General features: G+C 62.3%; 30 protein-coding genes. 11 read left to right on the top strand and 19 right to left on the bottom strand.

What is annotated here, in order from left to right; genetic code table 11:
• Nucleotides 1-74 precede the first annotated feature (74 nt).
• Nucleotides 75-509, bottom strand: coding sequence for a thermonuclease family protein (locus H5V43_RS23265; protein WP_025546704.1), 435 nt, complete (start codon nucleotides 507-509; stop codon nucleotides 75-77).
• Nucleotides 510-815: 306 nt separating this feature from the next.
• On the opposite strand from H5V43_RS23265, the gene H5V43_RS23260 reads away from it, so the two are divergent.
• The 9 genes from H5V43_RS23260 (at nucleotide 816) to H5V43_RS23220 (ending at nucleotide 7,139) form a co-directional block, all read left to right on the top strand.
• A complete protein-coding gene (locus tag H5V43_RS23260; RefSeq protein ID WP_007682673.1) occupies nucleotides 816-980 on the top strand; it encodes a hypothetical protein in 165 nt (54 codons plus the stop codon).
• Nucleotides 981-1,073: 93 nt separating this feature from the next.
• Nucleotides 1,074-1,595 carry a hypothetical protein gene (locus H5V43_RS23255; RefSeq protein WP_017182161.1) on the top strand — a complete coding sequence of 174 codons (522 nt, stop codon included), beginning with the start codon at nucleotides 1,074-1,076 and terminating at the stop codon, nucleotides 1,593-1,595.
• Between the two features lie 423 nt (nucleotides 1,596-2,018).
• On the top strand, nucleotides 2,019-2,411 hold the full coding sequence (locus tag H5V43_RS23250; RefSeq protein WP_021245272.1) for a DUF3768 domain-containing protein: 393 nt from the start codon (nucleotides 2,019-2,021) through the stop codon (nucleotides 2,409-2,411).
• A 183-nt stretch (nucleotides 2,412-2,594) separates the two neighbouring features.
• Nucleotides 2,595-2,771, top strand: a complete 177-nt coding sequence (locus H5V43_RS23245) for a hypothetical protein (protein ID WP_017182162.1) — start codon at nucleotides 2,595-2,597, stop codon at nucleotides 2,769-2,771.
• A 13-nt stretch (nucleotides 2,772-2,784) separates the two neighbouring features.
• Nucleotides 2,785-3,549: a ParA family protein gene (locus H5V43_RS23240; RefSeq protein WP_021245271.1), complete on the top strand. Its 765-nt coding sequence runs from the start codon at nucleotides 2,785-2,787 to the stop codon at nucleotides 3,547-3,549.
• Nucleotides 3,549-4,481 (top strand): ParB/RepB/Spo0J family partition protein, encoded by a 933-nt coding sequence (locus H5V43_RS23235; RefSeq protein ID WP_015449366.1) that lies wholly within the window; start codon nucleotides 3,549-3,551, stop codon nucleotides 4,479-4,481. Before H5V43_RS23240 ends, H5V43_RS23235 begins: the two co-directional genes overlap by 1 nt.
• A gap of 251 nt (nucleotides 4,482-4,732) precedes the next feature.
• Nucleotides 4,733-5,269, top strand: coding sequence for a plasmid mobilization protein (locus tag H5V43_RS23230; RefSeq protein ID WP_017182164.1), 537 nt, complete (start codon nucleotides 4,733-4,735; stop codon nucleotides 5,267-5,269).
• Nucleotides 5,262-6,368, top strand: a complete 1,107-nt coding sequence (locus tag H5V43_RS23225; protein ID WP_017182165.1) for a relaxase/mobilization nuclease domain-containing protein — start codon at nucleotides 5,262-5,264, stop codon at nucleotides 6,366-6,368. The genes H5V43_RS23230 and H5V43_RS23225 overlap by 8 nt, the downstream gene beginning before the upstream one ends.
• Before the next feature lie 138 nt (nucleotides 6,369-6,506).
• A complete protein-coding gene (locus H5V43_RS23220) occupies nucleotides 6,507-7,139 on the top strand; it encodes a DUF6088 family protein (RefSeq protein WP_017182166.1) in 633 nt (210 codons plus the stop codon).
• Here H5V43_RS23220 and H5V43_RS23215 read toward each other — a convergent pair.
• The gene (locus tag H5V43_RS23215) at nucleotides 7,119-7,796 is read right to left on the bottom strand and encodes a hypothetical protein (protein WP_007684587.1); all 678 of its coding nucleotides are present in this window, start codon (nucleotides 7,794-7,796) and stop codon (nucleotides 7,119-7,121) included. The genes H5V43_RS23220 and H5V43_RS23215 overlap by 21 nt on opposite strands.
• A 122-nt stretch (nucleotides 7,797-7,918) precedes the next feature.
• Here H5V43_RS23215 and H5V43_RS23210 point away from each other — a divergent pair, with 122 nt between their 5' ends.
• On the top strand, nucleotides 7,919-8,188 hold the full coding sequence (locus H5V43_RS23210; RefSeq protein ID WP_017182168.1) for a hypothetical protein: 270 nt from the start codon (nucleotides 7,919-7,921) through the stop codon (nucleotides 8,186-8,188).
• Between the two features lie 168 nt (nucleotides 8,189-8,356).
• Here H5V43_RS23210 and H5V43_RS23205 read toward each other — a convergent pair whose 3' ends face one another.
• Nucleotides 8,357-10,192, bottom strand: a complete 1,836-nt coding sequence (locus tag H5V43_RS23205) for a DUF3320 domain-containing protein (RefSeq protein ID WP_235600805.1) — start codon at nucleotides 10,190-10,192, stop codon at nucleotides 8,357-8,359.
• Between H5V43_RS23205 and H5V43_RS23200 the strand changes: the two genes are divergently transcribed.
• On the top strand, nucleotides 10,073-11,047 hold the full coding sequence (locus H5V43_RS23200; RefSeq protein WP_235600804.1) for a helix-turn-helix transcriptional regulator: 975 nt from the start codon (nucleotides 10,073-10,075) through the stop codon (nucleotides 11,045-11,047). The genes H5V43_RS23205 and H5V43_RS23200 overlap by 120 nt on opposite strands.
• Nucleotides 11,048-11,083: 36 nt before the next feature.
• Here H5V43_RS23200 and H5V43_RS23195 read toward each other — a convergent pair whose 3' ends face one another.
• From H5V43_RS23195 to H5V43_RS23120, 16 genes are all read right to left on the bottom strand, one after another.
• Nucleotides 11,084-11,860, bottom strand: coding sequence for a protein NO VEIN domain-containing protein (locus H5V43_RS23195; protein WP_050983539.1), 777 nt, complete (start codon nucleotides 11,858-11,860; stop codon nucleotides 11,084-11,086).
• 60 nt (nucleotides 11,861-11,920) lie between these two features.
• Nucleotides 11,921-12,613, bottom strand: coding sequence for a HEPN domain-containing protein (locus tag H5V43_RS23190; protein WP_015449349.1), 693 nt, complete (start codon nucleotides 12,611-12,613; stop codon nucleotides 11,921-11,923).
• Nucleotides 12,614-12,658: 45 nt separating this feature from the next.
• Nucleotides 12,659-13,522: an LPD7 domain-containing protein gene (locus H5V43_RS23185; RefSeq protein ID WP_015449348.1), complete on the bottom strand. Its 864-nt coding sequence runs from the start codon at nucleotides 13,520-13,522 to the stop codon at nucleotides 12,659-12,661.
• Nucleotides 13,512-15,473 (bottom strand): type IV secretory system conjugative DNA transfer family protein, encoded by a 1,962-nt coding sequence (locus H5V43_RS23180; RefSeq protein ID WP_021245267.1) that lies wholly within the window; start codon nucleotides 15,471-15,473, stop codon nucleotides 13,512-13,514. The genes H5V43_RS23185 and H5V43_RS23180 overlap by 11 nt, the downstream gene beginning before the upstream one ends.
• Nucleotides 15,457-16,461: a P-type DNA transfer ATPase VirB11 gene (virB11, locus tag H5V43_RS23175; protein ID WP_007684605.1), complete on the bottom strand. Its 1,005-nt coding sequence runs from the start codon at nucleotides 16,459-16,461 to the stop codon at nucleotides 15,457-15,459. The genes H5V43_RS23180 and virB11 overlap by 17 nt, the downstream gene beginning before the upstream one ends.
• 3 nt (nucleotides 16,462-16,464) lie before the next feature.
• Nucleotides 16,465-17,688, bottom strand: coding sequence for a type IV secretion system protein VirB10 (virB10, locus tag H5V43_RS23170; RefSeq protein WP_021245266.1), 1,224 nt, complete (start codon nucleotides 17,686-17,688; stop codon nucleotides 16,465-16,467).
• Between the two features lie 3 nt (nucleotides 17,689-17,691).
• Nucleotides 17,692-18,549, bottom strand: coding sequence for a P-type conjugative transfer protein VirB9 (virB9, locus tag H5V43_RS23165; protein WP_021245265.1), 858 nt, complete (start codon nucleotides 18,547-18,549; stop codon nucleotides 17,692-17,694).
• Nucleotides 18,546-19,244, bottom strand: a complete 699-nt coding sequence (locus tag H5V43_RS23160; RefSeq protein ID WP_021245264.1) for a VirB8 family type IV secretion system protein — start codon at nucleotides 19,242-19,244, stop codon at nucleotides 18,546-18,548. The genes virB9 and H5V43_RS23160 overlap by 4 nt, the downstream gene beginning before the upstream one ends.
• 334 nt (nucleotides 19,245-19,578) lie before the next feature.
• Entirely contained in the window at nucleotides 19,579-20,523 is a 945-nt protein-coding gene (locus H5V43_RS23155) for a TrbL/VirB6 family protein (protein ID WP_021245263.1), read from the bottom strand.
• A 17-nt stretch (nucleotides 20,524-20,540) separates the two neighbouring features.
• A complete protein-coding gene (locus H5V43_RS23150) occupies nucleotides 20,541-20,744 on the bottom strand; it encodes an EexN family lipoprotein (protein WP_076605730.1) in 204 nt (67 codons plus the stop codon).
• On the bottom strand, nucleotides 20,744-21,460 hold the full coding sequence (locus tag H5V43_RS23145) for a TrbJ/VirB5 family protein (protein WP_025546718.1): 717 nt from the start codon (nucleotides 21,458-21,460) through the stop codon (nucleotides 20,744-20,746). Before H5V43_RS23145 ends, H5V43_RS23150 begins: the two co-directional genes overlap by 1 nt.
• Before the next feature lie 3 nt (nucleotides 21,461-21,463).
• Nucleotides 21,464-23,875 (bottom strand): VirB4 family type IV secretion/conjugal transfer ATPase, encoded by a 2,412-nt coding sequence (locus tag H5V43_RS23140; protein ID WP_021245261.1) that lies wholly within the window; start codon nucleotides 23,873-23,875, stop codon nucleotides 21,464-21,466.
• Complete coding sequence (locus H5V43_RS23135) at nucleotides 23,868-24,218, bottom strand: VirB3 family type IV secretion system protein (protein WP_021245260.1); 351 nt, start codon at nucleotides 24,216-24,218, stop codon at nucleotides 23,868-23,870. The genes H5V43_RS23140 and H5V43_RS23135 overlap by 8 nt, the downstream gene beginning before the upstream one ends.
• On the bottom strand, nucleotides 24,215-24,553 hold the full coding sequence (locus tag H5V43_RS23130) for a TrbC/VirB2 family protein (protein WP_021245259.1): 339 nt from the start codon (nucleotides 24,551-24,553) through the stop codon (nucleotides 24,215-24,217). Before H5V43_RS23130 ends, H5V43_RS23135 begins: the two co-directional genes overlap by 4 nt.
• Nucleotides 24,550-25,218, bottom strand: coding sequence for a lytic transglycosylase domain-containing protein (locus tag H5V43_RS23125; RefSeq protein WP_021245258.1), 669 nt, complete (start codon nucleotides 25,216-25,218; stop codon nucleotides 24,550-24,552). The genes H5V43_RS23130 and H5V43_RS23125 overlap by 4 nt, the downstream gene beginning before the upstream one ends.
• The gene (locus H5V43_RS23120) at nucleotides 25,215-25,556 is read right to left on the bottom strand and encodes a hypothetical protein (RefSeq protein WP_021245257.1); all 342 of its coding nucleotides are present in this window, start codon (nucleotides 25,554-25,556) and stop codon (nucleotides 25,215-25,217) included. The genes H5V43_RS23125 and H5V43_RS23120 overlap by 4 nt, the downstream gene beginning before the upstream one ends.
• Between the last annotated feature and the right edge of the window lie 13 nt (nucleotides 25,557-25,569).

The raw sequence follows: 25,569 nt of genomic DNA, 5'->3' as shown, positions 1-25,569 counted from the left end.
ATCGGTCCCATCAGGCCCGGCGGCCTCGCCGCCGGGCCTATTTCCCTGCTCGGGCGGGAAAGGAGGCAAGCGGATCAGCGGGATCGGCATCGCCCTTGGGCATAGCGATCCCAGCGCAGCACGGTGCCGGTGCGGATCATGGCGCAGCTCAGGTCGCCGATAGAGGGCGCGGCGCACCAGGCACCGGTCCTGTTGCCGCGTGCGTTGCCGGTTGAAAGGCAGCGCATGGTGGGACCATCGACCAGAATGTGGCCCGTGCTGGTCCGCCCCTGAGCGCCGCCGAGCAGATTAACAAGAGCGTCACGGGCGGCGAGGGCGCTCGCCTCGGGGCAGGGCTGACCTGGCCGGCAACTGCCGTCCATCTCGCGGGCCGCAATTCCGGCGAGACGGACATGCACACCTTCGCGGCACCAGATCGGCCCGTCTCCATCCCAGACGCGCGTCGGTGTGCAGGTGAAGACCTGGCCATCGGGAATGACGGTGGCGGCAAGCAGGAGTGCGAACAGCATCGCGGCGACGCTAGCCCAGCGGCGCGTGCTTGTCATGGGTATGCCATCGTCGGACCGGCGGGGCGGGGTGACCGCCGGGGCAAAAGTCGGCGGGATCATGGGGGTCATGGCCGGCGGGTCCACCCGCTCTCAATCAGGCGCGATCCTTGGTCCGACCGGCGGCCTATTGCGATCAACCCGCAAGGGGTCCGGTCGCTGCGCTACGGCTTTTTGGGCTGCGCCAAAAAAGTGATCGCGGCCGCCGGCTGGACACATCGGGCGCCAGTCGAGCGGGACGGACCCGCCGGCGCGCAAAGGAACCCCGACATGTTCACCGACATTGCAACCGCTCGTCGTCACGCCTTCAGTCTCTCGCGCAGCCTCATGGTGGTCACCTTCGTCATCGCGATCGGGCAGCAATATGGGGTCATCACCGCAGAGGATGCGGACGGCAGCGTTGCCCTGGTGGCCGAATATGATCCATTCGCCTGATGGCTTCTCCGGGAGCCTACGGCTCCCGGCTTTGCCATGGAGGGCGTGTCATTGATTCAAGGAAAATAAAGGCGGCAGCGCTAGGCGTTTGGCATGGATGAAGGTGCGCCAATCGAAATTGCCAACGATGATCCCTTGTGGAACCAGGCGATCCAAGATGTGAACGCGTGGCGAGGCGCGTGTTTGCAGCATTTCTCGGCGGCTGAAGCGGCCGTCACCGAAACGCTGCTCCTTCTCAAGGCCATTCCGGGTCGAGGGGAGACAGTACGGCTGCGGCATTTGATCGGTCAGCGGTTCGATGACCTCAGCAAACTTATCGAGGCAGAAGGCGCTTTCGCTCAAGAAGGCAAGGCGGCCGCCAAGGCCCTTTCGAATCTCCGCACACTCGAGGGCCTACGGTCGTTTCTTGCCCATGGTCAGGCGAAGATCGCGCTTGAACGAACCGGCAAATGGATCGTGATCTTGCGCCATGTCTCGATCCGCGGACAGCAGGCTGAACGCCTTATGCTGCTTTGCGAGCAAGCCGAAGCGGAAGAAAGGCTCGCTGATCTGAAGCGTAAAAGCCAGAAGCTGTGCTCTGTTCTCGGCAATTTCCGGAGAACCGTGAAGAGCTGAACGGGCGGCTCCGGCGAACCCGGATCGGGCTCTAGGCTTCGCCCTGAGACTTGGATTTCCAAGTCTCAGCCCATTAGGGTGACGATCCCTGCCGTGAGCGGTGGTGGCATCATTTGCCTGCTGCTTCGGCATTCCCACCGATCTCGAACTTCGGCTTGAGATGGGCGTAATCGAGAGGGTGAGTCTCCTGCAGTCCGAGAGCGCCAATCACACGGGTGCGACACCGGACAGGTGTCCACGCCATTGGGTCCTTTTCCGTTGTCGGCTTCCTGGTCGGCGCGCGGGGCCGAGCAAGCCCGCATAGGCGGGCTTCTCCACTGCGTTGCGACCCTCCGGGTGCACGACCCCGCTATGACGCCGCCCTTTGGGGCGCCTGTCGGAAGGCCCCGATGGGCGGGGCTGATCCAGACCGGAGTCACAGCCATGTCGCAGCCTTCTCAACAATCGGCAGACCGAGCCGAGCGGATCGACCGCATCGCCGCACTGAATGACAGCCTGCGGAGATCTATTTGCAGCCCTGGCCGAAACCAGATCGTCATGACCGCAGGCGTTGCCGCGCTGGTCGGGGATGTGTCCCTCTTCCGCGGATTTCGCAGACGCGCTGAGATCCTGCGCACGGTGCGAAACTATGACAGCTTCAATTCCGACAACGATCCATTGGGCGAGCATGATTTTGGTCGCTTCGAATATGACAGCGCCATTCTCTACTGGAAGATCGATTATTATGATCTCGAGCTTGCCTGGGGCTCACCCGATCCAGCCAATCCCGACGTCACCACTCGGGTTCTGACGATCCTACTCGCCGAAGAATACTGATCGGCACGGCCATCCCCCTGACCGGGGGGATGGCCGTGAAAAGTCTGCTTGAGCAGACTGCGCGCAAAGGATGTCCACGCACCAAGTGCGCTCGGGGAGGGGAGGGTGCACCGGAGCATCGCCCCCGGGCCGGTGCAAAGCCGTGAACCGCCGCGGGATCAGACCATTTGAGGAGTTAACGCCATGTCCGCTTATTTCGCCGCCCATCCCGATCACGCGATCCTCTTTGCGTTCGGCTGTTTTGCGCTCACCGTCTACCTGTTCCGCTATGTCGGTCCGGGCATTGGCGGTGGCGGCGACTGGTCATCGCGTGACCATTATGAGCGCAATCTGCGCGACGGTCCGGAAGACTATTGTTGAGCTGGCCGCCCCGATGAGGACGATCGCTGTGAGCCTTCTCAAGGGCGGGGTAGGCAAGACCTTCCTCGCCACGCATCTCGCCTGGTATCTGGCCGAAGCGGCGGGACGCAGGGTTGTGTTCGTTGACCTGGACCCGCAAGGTAGTTCCTCGCGCCGTCTGGCCGGCGAGCGGCCGGGTGGCTTCGCGGCCGATCTCTTCGATCCATCGGCGGCGCTTGCCGCCGATGGCCAGGTCGGGCTCACTTTGCTCGCTGCCGACCAGCGTTTGCAGATGATCAAGGCGGCACAGGATGTGCGCGACTTTCTCGGCCGCTTTCCTGCGCTCGCGCCTCATTTCGACCTGTGCGTGATCGATACCGGTCCCAAATGGGACGAGCTTACCCTGAGCGCTCTCGCGGTCGCCGACGCAGTGATCGCGCCGGTCCAGGTCGCCGAAGATTCAGTCGAATGCGCCAAGATGCTGCTGACCGCGCTGCGCAAGGCCGAGGCGGCGAGGGCAGGGCGCAAGATCGATTTCCTCGGATTGCTGCCATCAATGGTCAACCCGTTCGACCGGCGCGAAATAGACAATGCCGTCAAGCTCGCCCACGCGGTGGGCGAGCGGCTGATGTTCCCTGCCTTCATCAAGGCGCGACCGACCTATAAGCATGCCGCGGAAAATCATCGACCGGTCTGGATGGAAGGGGGTGGCGGCGCCAAGGCGGCGGCCGAGGAAATTCGGCCGATCCTCGCCGAGATCGAACGGCGACTGGGTTCAGCGCCAGCGGCCGCCGCCTGATGGGTAAGTTCGATGAACGCATCGAGGAGTTTGGCCTGTTGGTCGGCGCGCATGAAATGGCGCGCCGGGTCGAGGATATTCCTTTGGAGCGGGTCATCCCCGACCCCGGCAATCCCCGGCGCAGTTTCGACGACGACGCCCTGGCCGAGCTTGCGGCGTCCATAGCGGCCCGCGGGGTCTTGCAGCCGATCACGGTTGCTCCCGCCGACGCCGCTGGCCTGTATCGCATCCGGTTGGGCGAGCGGCGCTTTCGTGCCTCCGAGCTCGCGGGCCGGGTGACGATCCCGGCGATTATCGTGGCCGAGGGCGAGGGAACCCATCTGCTGGCCGATCAGATCGTTGAAAACGATCAGCGTGCGAACCTGTCTTCGGTCGAGCTCGCTCATGCGATTGCCCGTATGCTCAAGGGCGGCATGAGCCAGGTCGAAATCGCTGCTGCGCTGGGACGCTCCAAGCAGTTCGTCTCGCTCTATGCGGCCTATGGTGACATGCCTGCCTATCTCAGGGAGGCGCTCCCGCGCGCGCCGATCCGGCTGCTCTATGACCTGCATCGCACAGCCAGGGATTATCCTGCGGAAGTCGAGGCCTATGTGGGCGCCTGGGATGAGAGCGGCGCGACATTGGCGGAAGGCGCGCGGTTCATTGCCGGGCTGAAGGGTAAGGCGGACATTCCCAGCATCGAGGCAACGCCGATGCAGGCCGCGGCAGTGACCGTCGCTCGTCCGGAACCGCGGGGAGGGACTGAGCCAGTCGCGCGACCAGGGGAGCAAACGCCAGAGGCCAGCCTTGCCGTTGAAGTTGATGGCCGTCCCGCGCGTCTTGTCCTTGGCCCGCGTGTCGTCGTGATCTTCGGCGATGGTTCTCGGCAAGAGGTGGCGACCGAACGACTTTGCTCCGCGTCTGAGGGACGCCCCGACGCCGCGATGCTCTGACCCTCTTCCTCCGCGTTCGCATATCCTGTTCGTGTGTATGTCGGCCGTGCCCCTTTCGGGGTGCGGCCTTTTGCGCAGGTCCGAGCTGGGGCGGCGCCGTTGGCGCCGCCCTTCGTGGATCAGGCGTGAATGATAGGCGCATTTTCCCAAATATGGTCGAAGTCTGCTCAAGCAGACTATCAGATGAGTTGAGTGAAGGTGAGGGCCGGATAGGCGTGACGCCGGGGATGTATGACAATAGCCTTTGATGCATGCCCGTCTTCACCTTCCGTCTCGACGATGACATCGCCCAGCGCTTCGATGCTGTGGCGGAGAGCGCCGGTGGCCGCTCGGTTTTGCTGCGGCGCCTCGTCATGAATGCAGTGGACGCGGAGGAGGGCGAGAGGTCGGGGCCAGTCCGCCGGCGGGAGCGAGCAACACGGCGGTTTGAGATCCGGCTGACCGAAGCGGAAATTGCCGCGCTGGATGCCGAGGCCGATGCTTTGGGTATGAAGCGAACCGACTGGGTGACGAGGCTGGTGCGCTGCCGGCTGCATTCGGCGGCACCGCTGCCGCTTGAAGAACGGGCGGCAGTGGCCCAGGCGTGGCGCGAGCTCAACCGGATCGGCATCAATCTCAATCAGGCGACGCGGGCGCTCAACGCATCGGTGATGGTCGAATCCGGGCTCGATGTCGCGCGCGAGGCGGCACGGGTGGCAAGCTTTCAGACGGAAATCCGGATGGCGCTTGCCGGTCTCGGCACCGCGCTCAAGGGCGATCTTGCCTATTGGGATAGCCTCGATGCTTGAGGAGGAGGGCATCCTGCCGCTGCCCAGCCTCATGGAGGCATGGCGGCCGCCCACCGGCGGTAAACGGACACTGCGGGGGGCCTATGTCCGCATCGGACGAGGCGCACCGGGCCGGGGAGGGCAGGGGCGGTCCGTGCCGCTGAGCCAGGCCGAGGCTCGGGCCAAGCTCGAGCGGATCGTGCGCAAGGCCCCGGAGGTCATGGTCAAGGTCTCGGGCAAGCAATATGGCGCGCATCATCTATCGGAGCATTTCGGCTATGTTGCGCGGCACGGGAAGCTTGCGGTGCGCTCGAGCGAGGGTGAGATCATCAATGATCCCAAACGGCTGAAGGAGATCGCGCAGGACTGGGCCATGCTCGACGAGGCGATGAACGAGCATGGCCGCGACCGGCCGACCTCGCTGTCGCTGGTCCTTTCCATGCCCGGCGGTTCGACCGATCCCGAGACGCTGCAGGATGCCGCCCAGGCGTTCGCCCGCATCCTGTTTGAGGACAATCACGCCTATATGCTGGCGCTCCACACCGATACCGATCATCCGCACATCCATCTGGCGGTGGCCACCGAAGGTGCGGACGGCACGCGGTTCAATCCGCGCAAGGCCGACCTCCATCATATGCGAGAGACATTCGCGCATGAGCTACGGGCGCGCGGCATCGCGGCTGAGGCGACGCCCAGACGCGCACGCGGTCACGTTCAAAAGCGTGTGCGCTCTGCAGCGCTGCATCTCGATGCTCGGATCGGTCAGGAGGGGCGCCGGCTCAATATGGATGAACTCAACGTGCTGCGCGCCCGGGCCTTTGCGCACGCGCGCGATGAGGAACGGCGGCCGCAAGACGTGATGGCGCTGGTTCGCCAGAAGCAGATACGCGGTGCTTATGCGGAGGCGGCGGTGGCGCTTGCACGTACCGGCGAGGCCGACGACCAGGCGCTTTCCGACGAAATTGCGGGTTTCCTGGCGGCTATGCCGCCGGCGGTCTCCCGACGTCTGGCCCTGGCCCGCGAGATGATGCAGGGGCGGCAAGCGACACAGCCGGCGCGCGAGCTGGAGGGTGGAGCTGGTCCCGAGCGGCCAGTGCCGGAGCGTGGGCGGGAGCGTTGATTCGCATGGGTGGTTGATCTTGCGAAGGGATGCTCCCACTACCATGTGCTAGAATGTCTTGGAAAGTCGAGGGAACTGGCGCTTTCTGTGGTCATGGCTTGTTAGAAAAAACCATGCTATTATCTAACAGACAGGAGCATGGACATGTCTGCGGTGGCTGATCGGATTATGAAGCGTGTGCGCGGCAAGGGCCGTGGCTGGGTGTTTACGCCCAAGCAGTTTGTCGACTTCGGCACGCGCGGCTCGGTCGACATGGCGCTGTCGCGTCTCGCGCATGCCGGTGACATCCGTCGGATCGGCCGTGGTCTCTACGACTATCCCCGCCAGCATGACAAGCTTGGTGCCCTGAGCCCGGATCCCGGGCAGGTGGCCCAGGCGCTCTCCGCGCAGAGCGGCGATGCGCTCGCGCCGTCGGGAGCGGCGGCGGCCAATAGCCTTGGTCTCTCGACGCAGGTGCCCGCCCGGGCGAGCTACGCCACCAGCGGTCGCACCCGCACCGCCAAGGCTGGCGGCCGCAGCGTTACCTTGAAGCACAGCCGCGCGCCGGTGCTCGACGCGCCGGAGTCTGTGAATGCGATCGTTCAGGCGCTCGCGCATCTGGGGAAGGGCAATATCGACGCGGATGCGATCGGGCGCTTCGCCGCGCGGCTCGACGATGCCGGTACGCGTGCGCTCGTCGCGGGCCGCCCGGCCATGCCGGGCTGGATGGGCGACATTGTCCTGAAGATTCAGGCGTCGCGGAGAGATAGGTCATGCAGGGAGAAAGGGTAGCGCCGCTGGCGCCACCAGCAAATCTCCAGATGCAGGGTCGGGCACAAGGATGGGTACGGCCGGATAAAGTGTCGGCCATGTCGAATACTTGGCGATCCATGTCGCGGCGCTTGGCGACAGCCAGCCCGTCAAGGTCGTGATACTCGCATAGCGCTGCGCGAGCGGAAGCGCGATGATGGGTTCATAGTGGGCGACGCGGTTGCGCAATATACGCAGGTCGCGCAAGTCCCGCGCGATCACACCGCGCTGTACGCCTTTGGCCTGAAAGATGGGTCGCAGGCTTTGCCAGAGGTGGTGTGACTTGGGGCCGAAGAGTGACGCCCAGAAGCCGAAGTTCAACTCCGCTACGATCTGCGGACGGGTCGCTGCCTTCCCGTCTTTCTGTAGCGTTTGCCGTGCTTTTGCGATTGCGCCCGTCTGATAGTTCGTCACAAGGATCGCAGGATCGTCGATCCAGGCGGCGCCATGTTGGGCCGCAAGCCGCGCGTCCGCCATGTTACGCAGCACGACCTCGAGCATGTGTAGAGGGCCATAGAGGGCTGCGGAAAGCTGCACATTATAGGTGTACAGGCGCTCTGCGAGCGTCTGATCGGCTCCGGCCCACTTCAGATAAGTGTCGAAGCGGTCAGCGGACAAGGCATGAACGAACGTTGGCACGGGAACCTTTTCACTTGATTTTTAGGCACCCTTGCGCCATATGAACTGGGTATCCCCCGGCGGTCCCTGCTTTGCAAACCGTCGGGGCACTTTATTTCTAGACATCGTCGATTCGATCTTCAATGCCGTTGCTGGAGCAGCGCAGCGTGAATGAACTCGCGCGCCGCCGGCATGCGACGAGATTTTGCGTGATCACAGCGAAATACATCCCGTGGGACCCGATTGGCGCGATGCCCGACGACCGAAAGGACGGTCGCCTCATGCTGCTCTGGGAAGGAGATCGCCCCGTAATCGGCCGATGGGATGACGGGCGTAAGGGATGGGAAGCTCCGGAAGGCATGCACCTTTTCGAGGAGATCACCTATTGGGCGGATATCAATTCACCGGAATGACCCTTGCTCTTTCAGATGATAAATGATTGATATAAAACGATAAAAGTTTGATAATATATCTTATGTTAAATTGCCGTAGTTTGAGCTTCAGTAGTGGGGTGCCCACGTTCGACGGCTGCCAGCTTTCTTGCACGGCCGCGATAACGCAGGGCGTTCACAAGCCTGACATCAATTCTCGCGCGTCGCTTTTGCCATTGCGATAGCAGCTTCAAACCGCTTCCTCGTAGGCTCCCGCAATCGAGCCAAGCTGAAAGTCCGTGCAAAATGGGCAAGGACATCGGCTTCCGCCTTGCCTCTTCGGACAAGAGGCAACGCCAGGCTCGCGAGTTCAATGAGAGGAATGTCGCGGTGAGATCGCCAATCTGATCGGGCCGGTCGATACGCAACCAACTGGCCAGTATCCATCGTTTCGTGGAATACCACGTTCCGGCCATCTTCTTGCACCGATGGATGACGATCGGAAATTGCCTGTGTAACGATATCCTGAATAATCCGGCCTGCTCGCTCCTTTTTGTGAGCGCGGGCGATCCTTTCAATCAGGATGTCTTCATACATTGGCCCCTCGGCCTGAAGTGTGGCGTCGATCAGCCTTTCAAGTCTTGGCTTATACTCTGGCTGATAGATCTGTTCGATCTCTTCCAATGGAACAACCAGAGAGGCGATTTGGTATTCGGTGCCGATTTCGATTGCAGGAGGCGAATAACTTTTCTCGCCATCCTCGGGGCTGGAGGGGCGGACCACGGCGGCTTTGTCGACGGGCCCTGCCATATCGTCATCAGACAGGACATGCAGGCCGCGCCCTGCGCTCTTGACCAAGCCCTTTGAATGAAGCGAATTTCCACGAGAAGGGGAAAGGGCATTGTTTACCAGTTCTTCCCACTTTTCCTCGCCCGGGCGAAAGTTGGCGGGTGCCCGATCAGCATCGGACAGAGCCAAGACGTCCACGAGCGCCCTTTTTAACTCACCATTGGACCAAACGAGCTTATCAGACATCAGATTGAGAATGGCATCCTGAACTTGTGACTCGGTGACACGCGTCAAGTTCATATTGAAATCAGGCGCTTCGGCGGCGCTGAGGACACCCGTATTTTGAGCTGGCGCCGGCCAAGCATCATCGGTTTCACCATCATCAGGCGGTGATTGCCCTACGGCAGGTGCAGGCTCAGCATCTTCAGGCGACGGAAGCCGCCAAGTCCGCAATTCTGTATGGCGGCTTATCCATTCTTCGCCATCGTTGATCGGTTCAATTCCCCGCGCGGCAAGAAATGCGGCAACTTCATCGACTACTACCTGCCGATTGCGAACGAAACGCGAGGCAAAACAACGCCAGATCGTCCAACCGGCACGCTCAAGGATACGCTGGCGCATCATGTCATCTGGCCACTTGTCGGGCCCGTGGTAGCGATCCCCGTCGCATTCGATGGCAATGCGCTGGTCGTTGTCACCCTCGACCACGAGATCGATTCTGAAGTTTCCGACACGAACCTGAGTGTTGACCCGGAAGCCGCGTTCGCAAAGCAAGTCGAACATTTCCCGCTCGAAATCGGATTCGCACCGATCACGCCGATCCTTCAGATCAGAAGTTTCAGCCGGGTAGGGGCATCGAAAATGCTCCAGGAGGGATCGACGCAGTTGATCGCTCGTGCGCAGCTGATCGAGCTCAACCGAGCGAACAAGGTAGGTTCGATCTCGAGCCCGCGACAAGGCGACGTTGAAGCGCTGTTCATATCGATTGCCTGAGAGCGGGCTATCCTCCCGCTGTGCCACCAACGAGACGAACATGATGTCCCGTTCATCACCCTGGAAAGCGGTCGGATCACCAACCCGAATTGTGTGGCGCTCCATCACCTCAGTTCCGAGACGCTGCTCGATCTCCTTGTAAATGTGCGCGGCCTGGTTCTGACCCAGCAATGTGGTGACGCCGATCGTTCGCTTCGACATCCTTTCGTCTTCCGCGATCGCCGCGATCTCAGAGACGATGAATTCCGCCTCGGGAACATTCACGTCTCCCTTGCGGAAGCCGTCCTCCACGAAAACGTCAATCAAAGGCGGATCCAGCCGCTCGGATGCCATCGGCAAAGTCCCATCCCTGAGCGGCTGCAACCGCGCCAGGAGAACACCATCGAGGCTCTGGAAATCGCCGCTCGCGCAGCCCGTGATGAGAACCGGCTCCGCCATGCCCGTGCGCTGGAAGATCTAAGAGACAGCCTGATCACGCGCCTCTCCCCGCGCGACGCGCTGCGCTCGGAAGCCGATGCGGAGGCGGTGCTATCGGCTTTGAGCCAAGTGGCGCGGCCAGGCCCAAAGGTCGCGATGAGACCTGAGGTCACCGACGTTCTGATCGAGGCGCTGCGCGGACCGTTCAAGATGCGCATTGTCTATGGCGACACCGATGCAGAAACCCGGACGGTCGAGCCGCATGGGCTCTTGCTGGGATTGCGCAGCTATCTCGTTGCTCGCCAGGCTGATCGAGGCGAGAATCTCCGCCATTTTCGCCTGGACCGCATTCACAGCGCCGAATGTCTCGATGAGAGTTTTCCCATCCAATCCGGCTTTTCCTTGAACGATCATGCGGCGCAGGCCTTCGGCGCTTATCAGGACCCCGCCCAATATGGCGAGATCGTCTGGCGGTTTCTTCCCGAGGCAGCCTCGCGTGCGGCGGAATTCCAGTTCCACCCCAACCAGTCGGCCGAATATCGGGACGACGGCAGTCTGATTGTCCGGTTTAAAGCCGCAGGCTGGCTGGAAATGGCCTGGCATCTCTATCAATGGGGCGACAAGGTCGAGGTGCTGGAACCGGCGGGGTTGCGGGCGCTGGTCGAAGGCCACGCGCGTCCCGACTTCCCGGCCCTGCCCTGATTGACCGATTTGTATCGCCCTTCGTGGCGGCGGTTTTCAATTGAGCTCGGCGAGGAAGCTGGTCGCCGTCAATTGTGCGTGATCGCTCAGGGGCGAGCGCAGCGTGAAGGCGCTTGGCGCACGGGCGAAATTCCACAGCCGCATGAGGCACCATTCCTCGCGCCTCGTATCGGCGACGGCCAGCTCATTGCGAGAGATATGAAAAGGCGTGCGCTCCCATCCGTTGGTGGTCTTGACCTCGATCAGCTTCTCGCGCCCGTCCGCCTCAAAGCTCCGGATATCGAAGCCAAAACCATCGCCATCCTGCACAGATGTCCAGCGGACTTTGTCCGCGAGATCGTCGCGGCCCGCGGCAGATAAATGACGGCGCTCGTGATGCAGCACACATTCTTCACCCGCCTTGCCAAGCGCCCGGTTGCGCGCGTCGCGCTCGGCGACATCATATTTGCGGCCGATCGCGGCCATGAACGCTGGATCGATCGGCGACGGTTCGTTGCGCACCGTGGGCGGCGGCCCGATCCGCAGTGATCCTTGCGCTTCCGGTACGTTCAGGGCAGCTCGTGAGAGCCTGTCGGGAGCCAGCCATTCGGTCCGCGCCTCCAACCACCGCAGGACGCCATCGACCAGCGCATTCTGGAAATTGGCGGCCGGCTTATAGCCCTCGATCCAAGGCTGACCAAGGCCGAGCAAGACCGCGCTGATGTTCTGATGCTTGAACTCGATTGAGCCCTTGCTACGGTCGATCACGGCTTGAAGATCGCGGTTTCGCGCCGCTTTATTGAAGGAGCGACCAACCAGCTCGTCGGTGAGCATGGCGAAATAGTCGGCGACGATGTGATCAATTTCCTGATCGGACCAGACTTCCGCCACGCCCTACTCCACCACCGGGTAGTTCGGCATCGGCCATTCATGCCCGGCATTGTCCATCATGAGATCGATGAAGATCGGCAGCAAGCAGCCGAGCAGCGCGGCGCCATCCCTGACCTGGGCGCGATTGACATCGCTGTTCCATGTCGAGCCACCATGCACCAGTTGGTTGCGCAGCACATAAAGCCGGTCGAACAGGATCGAGAGTATCCTGGCCGTGTCATGATCGCGCAGTGCGGCGCCTATCGCTGTCCGCGACCGCTCGAGCCTGTCAGCCCAGTCGGCATAGCCGGACGCACCATTGTGATGCTGCCAAAAGGGATGGAAGACATAGCGGTTTGCGAGCAGCACCCGGATTTCCTGAGGGAAGCGCTGCCAGACCATGTCGTAGATGCGATGTTTGCCATCAAAGCCCACAAGGGTTGCGAAAAAGGCCTGGAACAATCCCCGCTCACCCTCGGGGATACCAATCACCCGCGATGCTTCAACGTCGCCGGCATAGGCAGCGTTGAAGCCGATCCAGAGCAGGATGAAACGTACATCCTCATCGGCCTGCTCGGCCTCGGCACGGCGCAGCCACGACAGCGCGCGATGCACCCTGAGCGTCAGCGGCTCCGGAAAATCGCCACGCAGCTCGCGCTGCTTGGCCTTCAAGATCTCATGGTGCAGCGGGCTGCCGGGCGGATAGCGATAGGCCATGACCGATATGGTAAAGCCTTGCTGGTCAGGCTCAATCCCTCTCGATCAACGGCCTCGAGATCGTTGCAGCGGCGCTCGTTCCTTGCCGGGTTCCTGCCGGTTCCGGCCTGACGGCTCAACCGCCCGGACCGAGGTGTCCCGCACCTTGGCTGCCTGAAACTGCCGACCTGCCTGCAGATGCGTTTGCACCTTGTCGTTTGCCACCTTCATTACCCTGGCAACGGCATCGGGATTGTCGAACAAGGCCGCGCGCACCACCGTCTCAATCACGCGAAGCTGGCTCTGGGCCGCCCGCGCATTCTTCACCCGGCTTTGCTCCGACGATGTTTGCCTAGACGCCTCATCGGGCTGGCGTCGATCCCGCCCAGGTTCGCGCGACGCCGGCGCAGTGACGGCAGGGGCGATGCTGTTGCGACTAGCATCGCGCCGCACGCGATCCAGCTCCTGCAAATCCCGTTCGCTCGGCCGATATCCCCGTACTTCCAAACCTTGGCGACTGGCTTCGAGCCACGCTGCCCTTCGGAACGTCTCACTGCCGGTAACATGGACGTGTGACCACCCGCGATGGCGAGCGATGGCAACGAGATCGCGCACAACTTCGTCGCTCTCGCTGGAGGTGATGAGCCGTCTGCCCTGGTCACGGAACGCCGGTTCCTTAGCCTGCGCACTCGTGAAATAAGCAGGCTCGCCCGACCATTTGTTCGTCGTGGAGAAATAGCGCTTTCGCAAGGCATCAGGAATGTCACCAGACGACGCCGCCTGGAGAACGGACGGATCGATCGACTTCCCCTTCTTGGTTGCTTCGGGCGACGATTGCGCCGCGTTCGCCGACTTGGCTGCCGCGTCCTGAGCGATCGTATTGCTACGCTTGCTCATACCGCGTGGCACCACAGGTTTTTCAGCGGCCATGATCTGTCCTTTCCTGGATGAGGGGTGAAGATGACGCCCCTTCCGTCTGCACGAGCGCCCGCTCGATCATCGATGACACAAAAGCGATGGCCGCTGCCTCATCGCCGGGCGGCGGCAAGTCGGTCAGGTTGCCCAGGACCAACATATCATCGGTAATCTTAGCCGCCCCCGCCAGTTCACCATCGGTCATTTCCCGCATCTTGGTCTCTTCCAGCAAGGCCCCGCCCGTGCTCTTCGCCGTTGATTTCTCCGCGTCATTGTAAGGGGACACCACCTGATGCTTGCCTGGCGGCAGAACAGTTGGGGGCTGAGCAGCGGGGATAGGCCGCGACGGCAGAATGGGCGGCGCCAACACGCGCCTTGTGAAGCGCGGCATTCGATAAAAGGCGATCTTCCTGCCACGAACCGGCGCGATCCCGCCGCGCAGCAACAAGAGCTCGGTCTTGGGCATCTGCATCAGCTCCTGCGGCAGCAGGAGGGCGCGGCGCTGATCGGATTCCGATATGCTGCGATTGGCCAACAGCCCATGAATCGTTCGGCTGCGCGATTTTACATTCATCGTGAAGAAGCCGAGCCGCTCTGAAAGCTCGTTCGCGACCTTCAGCTCCTTGGGCGTGAACACCACCTCAAGCCCGCAATTGGCGATGATTTCGTCGGTAACATCGGGACCATAAATGGCCCGCAGCTGCGCCCGGCTCTGGATCACCGGCAGCAGGCGCAAGCCGTATCCAGCGACATAGGAAAAGCCGCCCGCGATGACCGAGGCCTTCCCCAGCCTTGCGAATTCATCGAGCAGGATCAGGACTGGGACATTGCTGGCAGCGTCGGGCAAATCGCGCGTGTTGAGATCCACCAGCTGCTGCAGGAAGAGGCTGTAAACCGGCGCGATCCGGTCGATATTGTCGGGCGAGACACCGAGATAGATCGACATGCGCCGCGCCCGGACTTCGCGCAGGTCGAAATCGCTTGCCGAGGTCGCGGCATCGACCACGGGGTTGAGCCAGAGATTGAGCCGCGCCGTGATCGTCTGCTTGATCCCGGAAAAGGTGTTGTCCGAAGCCGAGGCGAAATCCTGGATTGCCGAGACGCATGCCTGACTTAGGCGCTGTCCTGCCCCCCTCGCCTCTTCCAGGGCCTTGGGAAGATCGCTCTTGGGATCCCCAGTGGTCAGCCGTCGATAGATCTCGCCGATCGTGAAGGGCATGCCAGGATTGGCAGCAACGAGCGCGCCGACGCCGATGAAGGCCGCCCGCGCCGCTTCGGCCCAAAACGGGTCCGATCGTTCCGGCGCGGGGAAGAGCATGACTGCGATTTTCTGAAGCTCGTTGACGACTTCGGTGTCATCGGCTCGCCGGATATGCGCCAGGGGATTGTACCGTGCCGTCCGCCCTTCAGGGTCCAACGGATCGAAGAGGTAAACCGATTGACCGGCACGTTGGCGATAACCGGCGCTGGTACTCCAATTCTCCCGCTTCACATCGAGCACGACGACCGAATCCGGCCAGGTCAGCAGATTGGGGATGACAACACCGACGCCCTTCCCGGCGCGCGTCGGCGCTTCGAGCAGGACATGCTCGTTTCCGCCGAAAATGAGGAAACGCCCTGCTTTGCGTCCAACGACAATGCCAGACGGGGCACGCAGCCCCTCGCGTCGGATTTCGCCCTCGCGTGCAAACCGAGCCCTGCCGTGCAAGGATGGGCCTCGCCGCAGGATCGTGAGGACAAGAAGCGCGATTACGGCGGCGCCGGCCATCGCACCCCGCTTGATCCAATCCCCGAGCAGTGGATCACCACGATAATACCAGAGCCAGGCCGGCAGAGTGCCGAGATCGATATTAGGTCCGATCTGCCCGAGTCCGAACAAGGCAACGAACAGGGTAATGACAGCCCACAACAGAATTGCGCCGATCACGCACAGGCCAATCGCCCAGGGACTACGCTGCGCCAGCATCGCCCATCCTCGGCTCGAAATAGATCTCGTCGACCTCAAACCGCCCGCCGTGACGGCGTGTCTGCACAACGACGTCGACGAGCATGCGAAGGAGTCCGCGAATATCGTCGCGGGCGAGATCGCGGCCGCCTTCCGATTCCTTGACGAGCAGCGTCAGCTGTTCGAACGCGCCGGCGGGTGAACCGGCGTGGACGGTCGTGATCGATCCGGGATGCCCGGAATTGACGTTCCTTAGATAGAAGAAGGCGGTGCCGTCACGCAGCTCCTGGAGCAGGATGCGGTCGGGCCGCATGCGCAGCGCGCTTTCGAGCAGCTGCTTGGCGCCAACCTTGGCCAGGCCCTGCCCCTCGCTCGAATAGACCATATGGACGACATTGCGATGAGGCACGACCAGCTCACGGGTGTCTTCGATGGTGAGCAACCGCTCCTCCGGTGGGATAAGCTGGATGAGCGCTTTCGCGAGGGTCGTCTTTCCCGAACCCGTGGCGCCACTGACCAGAATGTTCTTGCGTGCCGGAACGGCGACCTTGAAGAATTCCGGCCAGTCGCCCGCGTCGCGCAGCGCCACTAACCGCGCATCGACATCGGTGAGACCCTTGGCGCTGGCGCGCGTCATCCGGAACAGCCCGGCCCCAGCCAGTTGGTCGATCGGCAGGGTCACGGTCGACGGTTTGCGGATCGTGAAGGAAGGGCAACCGCTTGGGGTGACCGACGGTATGACGATCTGGCAGCGCTCGCCGCCCGGCAGGACTGTCGAACAGATCGGAGACTGACCATCGATATCCTGGTGCGTGAAGCTCGCCGCGGCAACAGCCAGGGTAGAAAGCCAGTCGCTGTCCAGCTCCGGCATCTCCTGCCAGCGCCACCCTTGGCGGTCCTCGATCCCCGCTTCTCCCGGGCGGTTGACCACCAGCTCCGTGACATCCTCCGGTTCCAGGAGGGGCAGGAGCGGCGCGAGATAGTGGCGCAGGACGGCGGTATCGCGCATGGCTTACCGCCGCAGTTCCAGATTGTAGACGTCGGCGAAGTTGAAATCCTTGGCGACGAAGATGCCGACCTCCTCGCCCTGATTCTTCTTCAGGACCGGCCGGATATTGATATTGTTCTGCAAGGCAATCGCCGCGCCTTCGCTGGGCGCCCGGGTCACATTGTTGAAATTGCCATTGCCGCTCGAGGCGGCCTGTCCGGCGATATAGGCGGCATCATCGACGAGTGAGAGGAGCAGGGCGCCGCCAAAACGCGCCCAGAAGAAGCTGTCGACCGCGCCTGCAAGCCCGGCTCGGCCGAGTGCATCGGAGCCAGGCGAGGCAAGATCGATCCGCACGCCCTGGGGCGTTACCGCTCGCGTCCAGAGGACGAACAGGCGATTTTGCCCTTGCTGGATGCCGCCGCGATATTCGCCGAGAACGCGCGTGCCCTTTTCCATGAGTACGACCCGGCCATTCTCGGAATAGACGTCTCGCGGGATCAGGCAGGACGTGTAACCGGGCTGCGCGGAATTGATGGCGGTTTGCAGAATGCAGGGGATCAATGTGCCCGCCGTAATCAGAAAATTGCGGTTCGGCAGCATCGAGGCCCGCGCTTCCCCGGTCGAGGAGCTTTGCCGCAAAAGATCGAGCGCGTTGGGCGCCCTGCCCTCGCCGCTCTCTGGCGCTCCGGCAGCGTTGTCGGGCGCTTCCCCGGCAGCCCCTGCAGCTGTGGGCGCGCCGGCCTCGCGGCCAAGATCGCGACCTCCATAGGCGATCAGCGTGGACCGCCGCGCCTGCTCGGCAAGCGTTGGCCGAGCGGCACTGGTCCCGCTCGGTGCCGCGCCCGGCTGCATGGCGGGCACAATTTGGCCTTCAGGTCCGGGAACGCCAGCGGCAGGATTGAGCACCGGCGCGTTGGGGTCCGCGCGGGCAGCCCCGAGCGGTCGGCGTTGAGGGGCGACCGCGGCATAATCGACTGTTTCCCGAGCGACGATATCGGGTCGTTCCCGGGCTGCACCTGCCGGCGCGGTGAGGTCACGAGACGAGGATTGCTGGCCCGTGCCGGAATTCACCCAGAGAATGCCCAGGACCATTGCCGTGCCGGCGAAGATCAGCGCGGTGTTGCGCCGCGCGGGCGTCGTGCCGCCGATCGGCTCGATTCCACGCTCGTGAAGAATTTCGTGCCTTTCGGGCGTTGGATCGGCACCGGGCAGCGGGCGCACGACAGGGGACGGTTCATCGGCCATGGTTCATTCCTGCGGATGGGAGATGGTGCGCTCGACGTGAGACGATCCGGTATTCGTTCCATGATCGACGCCATAAGGTTCGGGCGCCTGGTTATAGATGCACAGCACCTCGCCGCCCCGGCGCAGGCGCAGTTGGCGCGCCACCAAATGAACGACGACGAATTCATCGCGAACGTCGAAGGGAACCAGGGTTTCGGACCCGTCTGGCCTCACCAGATAAATGGCAGGAACTTCCCGGTTCGCCGGAAACCGCAAAACCGTGAATTGGCCATTGTCGGAGACCTCCGACGGCTGCAAATCGCTCGAACCCTGCACCTTATAATTCATGTTGCGCGGACCCTCGATCACCGCATGGTCGAGGGCACCGCGAACAGCCTGGGCCTCCAGCGCCGCCGCTTGCATCGCGATCTGTGCCGCTCTCAGGCGTTCGGCCCGCGCCACCTCGTCCCGCGGATAGCGGAAGCGGACCTGGAAATAGGCCTGGCCGTTGCGGCCGATGATCGGACCACTACGAGCCGTGAGTTCAAAGGCATAGCTTCTTAAGGTTCCGCCGCGAGACGTGGTGACGATAAGGTTGGTCGGTCCAGCGCGTTCGCGCGGCTTGAGGAACAAGATGTGGCCGGCCACCGCCACCTCCCAGGAGACGGTGTCGCCCAGCGCTACGTGCTGAATCGTTTCGTCCTCGCTGAGGACAATCTGGGTTGCTGTCCGGAAGGTCCCGACGATGCGATAGACCTGCGCTTCCTCATAATCGACGAACTTGACGCGTGGGTCAGACGCAGCGCCACGCGGGACCTCAACCGCATGGGCAGCAGAAAGGGATGCAAACGCGATGAAAACCGCAGCGACCAATGTTTTCATCGGACTACCTCCGGGTCGGAGCGGTAATTCTCGACCTGGAAGCCGAGCGGGTTCCGATAGCGATCACCTTCGGCCATCGGCGCGTTGGCATAGGCGAAAGTGACCGTGGCGATCCAATCGCTGCTCTGCGTATCCGTCTCGGTCTGGACGATCCGTGTGAATCGCACATTGGCAACCCGATCATTGATGAAGGCGATGTTGCGCACCCGCGCCTGGACGACTGCGTTTTTCCCCCAGGCGTTCTGGGGACTGGCAGCATTGTTGTTGCTGAAGAAGCGTGCCCAGCGCTGCTGCTCCGCCGGCTGCGACAGGATTGTCACGAAGCGGAAATTCTCCTCGGCAGCCGCCGGTATCCAGCTTTCACGCGTCCGGACATATTGCGCGAGAAAGTATTTGGTGACCGCTTCATCATAGCGCATCGGCCGCTGGGTCAGCGCCGTCTGGACATCCACCGCGCCCGTAGTCTGATTGACCCGAATGACATAGGGCACGACGGTCTTGAGCGGGGCCAGCGCGGCGACAGCAAAAATGGATGCGGCCGCAAGGATCGAGGTTACCGTCGCCACGGTCCAAGCAATACGCGTCGATCGCAATGCCGATCGAACCCTGTCCTGGTCCCAGCTTCGCGCTTCCTGGAAATAGCGTTTGAGCCCGGAAGTAGGCACCGCCTCCGCGTCATCGTCAGCAACTCGCATAACGAATGTCCTTTGGCGCAAAGGAAACCTTGTCGTCCGGAGGCGCTGGCACTGCGGGCGGAGGCGGTGGATCGCCCACCTGCGGATGAGACAAGGGAGGAATGGGCGGCGCAGGGCGCGGCGCTGTAGTCGCCCGCACCGGCGATCCGGGCAGAACGCTCCCATAGATGTTCACGTCACGCAGATGGTGCCCGTTGCAAACGGCCAGCTTCTTGGGTCCGGACGCGCATGCCGCGAGGCCCAGCAGTGGAAGGCTGCCGATCAGGCAGAAAGTAACCTGGCGGATGGTGAACGTCGATTTTTGAGGACAGGGCAAGGTCATGGTGATGTCTCACTATGCCGCTTCGATGGAGCCGCCCCGACGAGCGGCGCGCTCCAGATTGCGGCTGTTGCGCGCAATGCGGCGTTGTCGGAGGGGAGATGCCATCGTCCCCCAGGCGGTCCCGGCGAAGGCACCAACCCCCGCAGCGGCGCCGCCCGCAATGCCGGTGGCAATGGCCGGAGCCTGGAAAAAGAAAATGGTCCCGAGGAAGAGATAAACGGCGAAAAGAACCGCACCGATTGTCACATCAGCTTTTGATTCTGCAGCCGCGATTGCGATGCTGCCCAAATCAGAAATGAGCGTCGTGATCGCGATGATCACTCCCATGAGGACTATGTAGTTGAAGACCTGCCCGAGCCATCCATGAAAGAAGCGGCGCGTAGGTTCGAACAATGCAAGTGCAATGAAAATTGGCCCGAGAGCTATAATAATGGCCAGCGCTATTTTGGCAAAAATAGTAATTGAAAAACCGATCGCGGCAGACAATCCTGCCAGCGCGTAGAGGCAAACGGCTAGAGCGATCAGCACCAAACGCATCGGATTAATTTCAATATACGTCGCAGCTTTGGCGCGAATTATGAGAACTATGCTGTCGACTTGATTGAAGTAGTCATCAAATGCAGCGCCCACGCTGGTGATGGTCCGCCCGGAGAGTGCCTGCGAGAGTGCGTCCGGCATCCCATGAAAAAGAGGCGTGGTGATCCACTCGGAATAGGCGACCGTCGTTGCGGCAATATACAGCAGGCAGAGCTTGACCATTCGGTAGAATAGTTCGCCCCAGGGTTCGCTAATAATGCCGCGCATCACCATGTAGCCGAACAAAGCGATATAAATAACAAGCCCAACGGCGAGCGGCCCGCGAACAACCTCAACGACGTTTTGAAGACGCTCGTTGAGGAACAGGTCTAACTGATTGTCGACCTGCATATAGAAATCGTTGAACAGTGTAGAGGCCATTGCGGGTCAGCTCGCCGTCAAAGTGACCGCTTCAGGTCATCGAGATCTTTAACGTCCTGAGCATTGACGCACTCGCGGGAACTTGGATGGGTTCCGTTCGCGCAATCCCTGAGCGTTTGATTCCGCAGATCGGAGTTACTGCGATACTCATCTTTTCCGGTCGGCGGTTTGCACCCGAGCAAGCCAACCAAAGTAACGCTTACGACAATGGCCCGGAGCATTACGAGCCTCCCAAACTTGCCGATAGGTCGGCTAAATCCTGCTCATCGTCGCGCTGCATCTGAAGACGACGTCCTGACTCCTGCCGCATCCGCAGCGCCTGCAACTGCAGGGCATCATTTTGGATATGGGCGTTTTCGACCCCTACCCTTGCCTGGATGTCCATGACCTGTTTGGCGTCCGAAGCCGTATCGAGCGAGGTGCGCAGTTCTTCCAAGCCTGCGGTGCGCTGGGCCGAGACGCCGTAGGCCGACTCCGCTATCGCAGCATCGCGGGCGGCCAGATCGCCGTTTCGCAACAGGTTGTCGCGCGACGCCCGTTCATAAGCGGATGCGCCAGGCCGCAGCTCCGGCAGTGCAATGCGGTTGGCATCGCGAATGCGGGTCGCGGCACTGCCAAGCGATCCCAGGCTGGCATTTTCCGACGACATCAGCCTGCCGAGGTCGCGGGCCTCAGGCGGCAGAAGATGGCGCATGGCATCGGTCGATAGCGACGGGGCAATGCCATTGACGTCGGTGACCTGATTGAAGCTACCGTAGAGCTGCTTGGCCTCGGCGATCTGCTCCTTGCCCTGGTCGATCATGGACAGGGTGTTCTTGACCGTGGCGAGCGCCTGCAAATAGCCGGAGCTGTCATAGACCGGTATGCCCTGGGCGGCGGCCGGACCCGCCGTTCCCAGGATAATCGCACCGATCGCTGCGAATCCGCCTTTACGCATAGCTCATCCTTTCCTGCTCGATGGAGATCGACGCTGCTGGTGAAAGAGGGGCAGCCAGTATTCGGGATCGTCGCCGACCTCGGCGCGGATGGCATCGAGCAGCGTCACCGTTTCCGTGGTGCCCGAGAGAACTGCCAGCTCGTCGGAGAGACCGCCAAGATCGAGCTCGACGACGATTGAGTCATGGCCTTGCTTGACCAGGAACCGGCGGGATTCCGGATTCAGATCGTGGCGGATGAGCTTGAATTCCGCCTGGGTCAGACCCAGTCCATCGACATAGTCCGTTTCGCGGCCATAGGGGTTGGGAAGCAGTATCTTGGTCGCAACCTGCTCCATGATGCTGTGCGAAATGTCCGAACGCAGCGCATCCGCAGGGCTTTGCGTGCCGAAGACAAGAAAGGCATTCTGCTTGCGGTAGGTCTTGAGGCCGTCCTGCGCGAAGGCGCGGAACGCATCGTCCCCCAAGGCTTTCCAGAATTCGTCGATATCGATCACAAGCCGCCGGCCGTCGAGGAGACCGTCGATCCGGTGGAACATGTACATCATGAGCGGCGTGCGCACTTCGGGGTTGTCGAGAAAATCGGTCATGTCGAAGCCGACGAACGGCGCCTCCAGCGACAAAGCGTCGATCTCATTGTCGAACACCCAGCCGAGCGAACCGCCCCGCGCCCATTTCTCCAGCCGGGCACCGATGCCTTCCGGGTCGCGCTGACCGAGCAGCTGGCGAAGCGCGAGAATGGAGCGGTCCTCCGGCGCAAGGCGTCCGAGCGAGGCCAGCCCCTCATCGATCATGCGCTCCTGCGTGACGCCGAGTTGGCCTCCAACCGGCGTCACCAGCTGCCGGATCAGGCGCCCCAGGAAGACAAGATTGCGCGGACCATAGTCGAGTGCCCGCAGCGGAGCGAAACCCGTAGGCTCACCATTCTTCAGCGTCAGATAGATCCCGCCCGCGGATCGGACATAGATCTCCGCGCCGCGGTCCTTGTCGATGAAGATCTGCTGCGCGCCCGTCTTCTCGAGCTGCGCCATCAGAAAATTCTGGACGACGGTCTTGCCCGCGCCGGAAGGACCGATGATCAGTGTGTGACCCAAGTCGCCAACATGGAAGTTGAAATAATAGGGCGATTGCGCGGCCGTCTTCATCATGGCGATCGCAGGCCCCCAATGGTTCCCCTTGGCCCGGCCTGCGGGATAGGTATGGAACGGCGCCAAGGCAGCAAAATTGCGCGAGGTGATCGCCGCTGGCCGCGCCCGCCATGCGAAATTTCCGGGCAGCTGCGCCCAAAACGCTGCTTCGAGCGCTGGTCCTTCGCGCGCCGCCACCAAACCAGCATCGGCCAGTGCCGCGCGCGCGGCCGAGAGATTGTCGGCAAGTCGCCTTTGGCTGTCGGCGAAGACCGCCAGCGAGAAATGATGCTCCCCGAGCACGAACCGGTTGCTTTGCAGATCGTCGGCTGCATCGGCGAGATCGAGCGCCTGGCTCGCTGCGGCATCCTCGGTCGAGGCCATCTGGTTTTGCCGGCGGCGCAGACGTTCGGCTGCCCGCGCTTTGCCCATGAAGGTGAAGGATTGCGAGACGACGAAGGCGAAATCCTGGCCGAGCAAGGCATTCATCTGTCCCGGGCGCGTCAGCGCGGGATATTCCCTGATGCCGAAGATTCCCTGCCAGCGGCTCGTGTCATGGGCACGGATCTCGACCGTCTCACGTCCGAAGATCACGCGCTCGCCGTAAAGCGCGGATCCCAGATGCCCGCGGACGAGCGGAACCCTGGATCGCGCACCCATCATCACTTGCTCGAGCACCTCAAGCGGGGCGGAGAAGATCAGGCCATTATGCTCGTAGAGAGCAAGGCGCGCCGGACTGCAGCGGCGGAGCAGCTTCTCGATGTCGCGCGCCTTCTCCTCGAAGCGCGCCAGTTCATCGGGATCGACCTCCTCCTCTGCGGCCTTGGCTTTCGCGATCCGCTTGAGCAGCAGCCCGGTCCGGTCGGCCGATCCGACTGCCGGACGCATGAGAAGCGTCAGATAATGCTCATTGACGAACATCCGCTTGGCGGTGACGCGCGCCCGATATTTAGCGTCGAGCTCGGCGGCGAACTTTGAGCGGAACTGCCCTTCGGGATAGTCCCCTACGGCTGAGCGGACGATGTGGGTCCAGATCGCAAGCCGATCGTCGGCGATGTTGCGCCAAGTGCCGTTGAGCTTCTCGTGCCAATCATTGAGGTGGATCGGATCAGCCGTCTCGAAAGCCATGCCTTCGAGGCGGAACATCATCATGAGATCGCCGCTATCAAGCGCAATCACATCGGGCGTCACATGGCGGGCATAGGGAAGATAGCGCCCGGGCTCCGCTTCTCGGGTCAGAACCCGCCAAGGCGTCTTGCGCGGCGGCAGCTGGGCGGCGGCGCTAGCCACGCGCGAAACCCTTGCGCTTCATCCCCGCGACCGGCAGCGGCGAATAGGAACTGCCGCCCCACCAGCCGCGGTTCCGGCAGCGCGCCTTGGTCAAAGTCCATAACCATAGCAGGCGAAAGGCATTGGCGTCGTGGCGCACGATGAGGCGCGCCACCGCGAGGCACGCGCCGCCGATCGCCCCCGCGTAAAGCGGATTGCCGCTGACGATCAGGGTGAGACAGGCAGCAAGCGCAATCGGCAAGGATGCTTCGAGCGGCACGCCCAGCCACATCGTCGGCCGGGTCACCGCAAGGAAAAGCGTTTCCTCGCGCAGCCGCTCGTTCGAGGGCGCGGCCTCCTTCACGCGCCACCGGTGATGGTATCGACGATCCACTGCGCGCTGAAGACGATGAAAATGCCGACGATGACCGTCACCAAAAGGCCGAGGCTCGCCCGTCCGGTGAAGAACATGAAGCCGACGATGACGACGGCGATCACCGCAATCGTCTTGGCAAAGGTTCCCGTTAGCCAGGTCTTGATGTTCTCGGCCATGGAGGTGATGCCGTCCGCACCTTGCGCATGAGCAGGATCACTCAGCAGCAACGAGAGAAGCATCGCCAGGCCGACGATGCCGGCGATGCGCAGCAGAAGACGCGCCCATTGGGGCTGGGAGCCCAGGCGGGCGGTGATCGCTGTCATGGATGCTGTCCTTTCTGAGAAGTTGTCCCGTCCCCGAAGACCATGAGCGAGGCTTGCCGGGCATCTGCGGCGATGTTCCAACCAGCGGCCTGCGTCGCAGCGAGCGCAGTGGGTTGCGGTTTGGCGATCACCGCATCGGCAAGCCGGACAGGCGCGGTCATCACCGACGCTGGGTGCCTGCCGCGGATCAGGGGAATGACGGTTGACGCGCTGGCATAGACCCGGGCGACATAACCATTGCGAAAGCCGCGCCGCCGATCGCCAGTATTGTAGAGCGAGAGCGCTGTTGCGATCGCATGGTCCGAACTCTGGGCGGAGTGCGCCACCGACTGATAGTTGGTCGTCAACACCCGCGCGGCGGCGGCAAGGTTGCGGCACGGCTCGAAGGCATCCTCCACCGACAGACCCAGCCATCCGAGGTTGGCGCTGTTGATCTGCCCCAAGCCCAAATCGATGTTGTAGCCTTGGCGAATGAGGCGACGCGCGGCGGCAATCGCCTGTGCCCTCGTCGCCGGCACCGGCTTGCGCGCACCCGGACTGTTGACCCCGATCGCCAGCGTGTTGAATCGGCTTTCCGTGTGAACGATCGAGATCAGCGTCTCAGGCGCCACGCTTGGCGCGCATGAGCCTGCAAGGGCGAGAAGACTGGCGACGTCGAGGATCATCGAGCGAGATCCTGCAGCCGCTCGATATGGGCCAGCGAGTAGGTCTCGCGGCGTCCATCGCTGAAAGTCATGACAACCCGGCGCCGCGTTGCGGAATCGCGATCGTGGACCTTGGTACGAGCAACACCGCCGCCGCTACAGCCGGGAAAAGAGCCGCCGGTGGCCAAGCGCTGCCACAACTTGGTCATGGGCGCGACGCACTGGGCATATTGCGTCGCGCCACCAGGATTAGAAAGGCACAGGAGAACCTGGCAGCCCAAGTCATTCGCTCGCGCGGGAGTCGGTTGAAGGGCGGTGCCCATGGCGAGCACCGCCAGGCTGAGAGTCACGCGTTGCATCGGGTCATTCCCC

This window comes from Sphingobium fuliginis, from assembly GCF_015074805.1.
In the GTDB taxonomy this organism is placed as follows: domain Bacteria; phylum Pseudomonadota; class Alphaproteobacteria; order Sphingomonadales; family Sphingomonadaceae; genus Sphingobium; species Sphingobium fuliginis.
The sequence above is the reverse complement of the archived record's forward strand: the minus strand, read 5'-3'. Positions and strand labels throughout refer to the sequence as shown.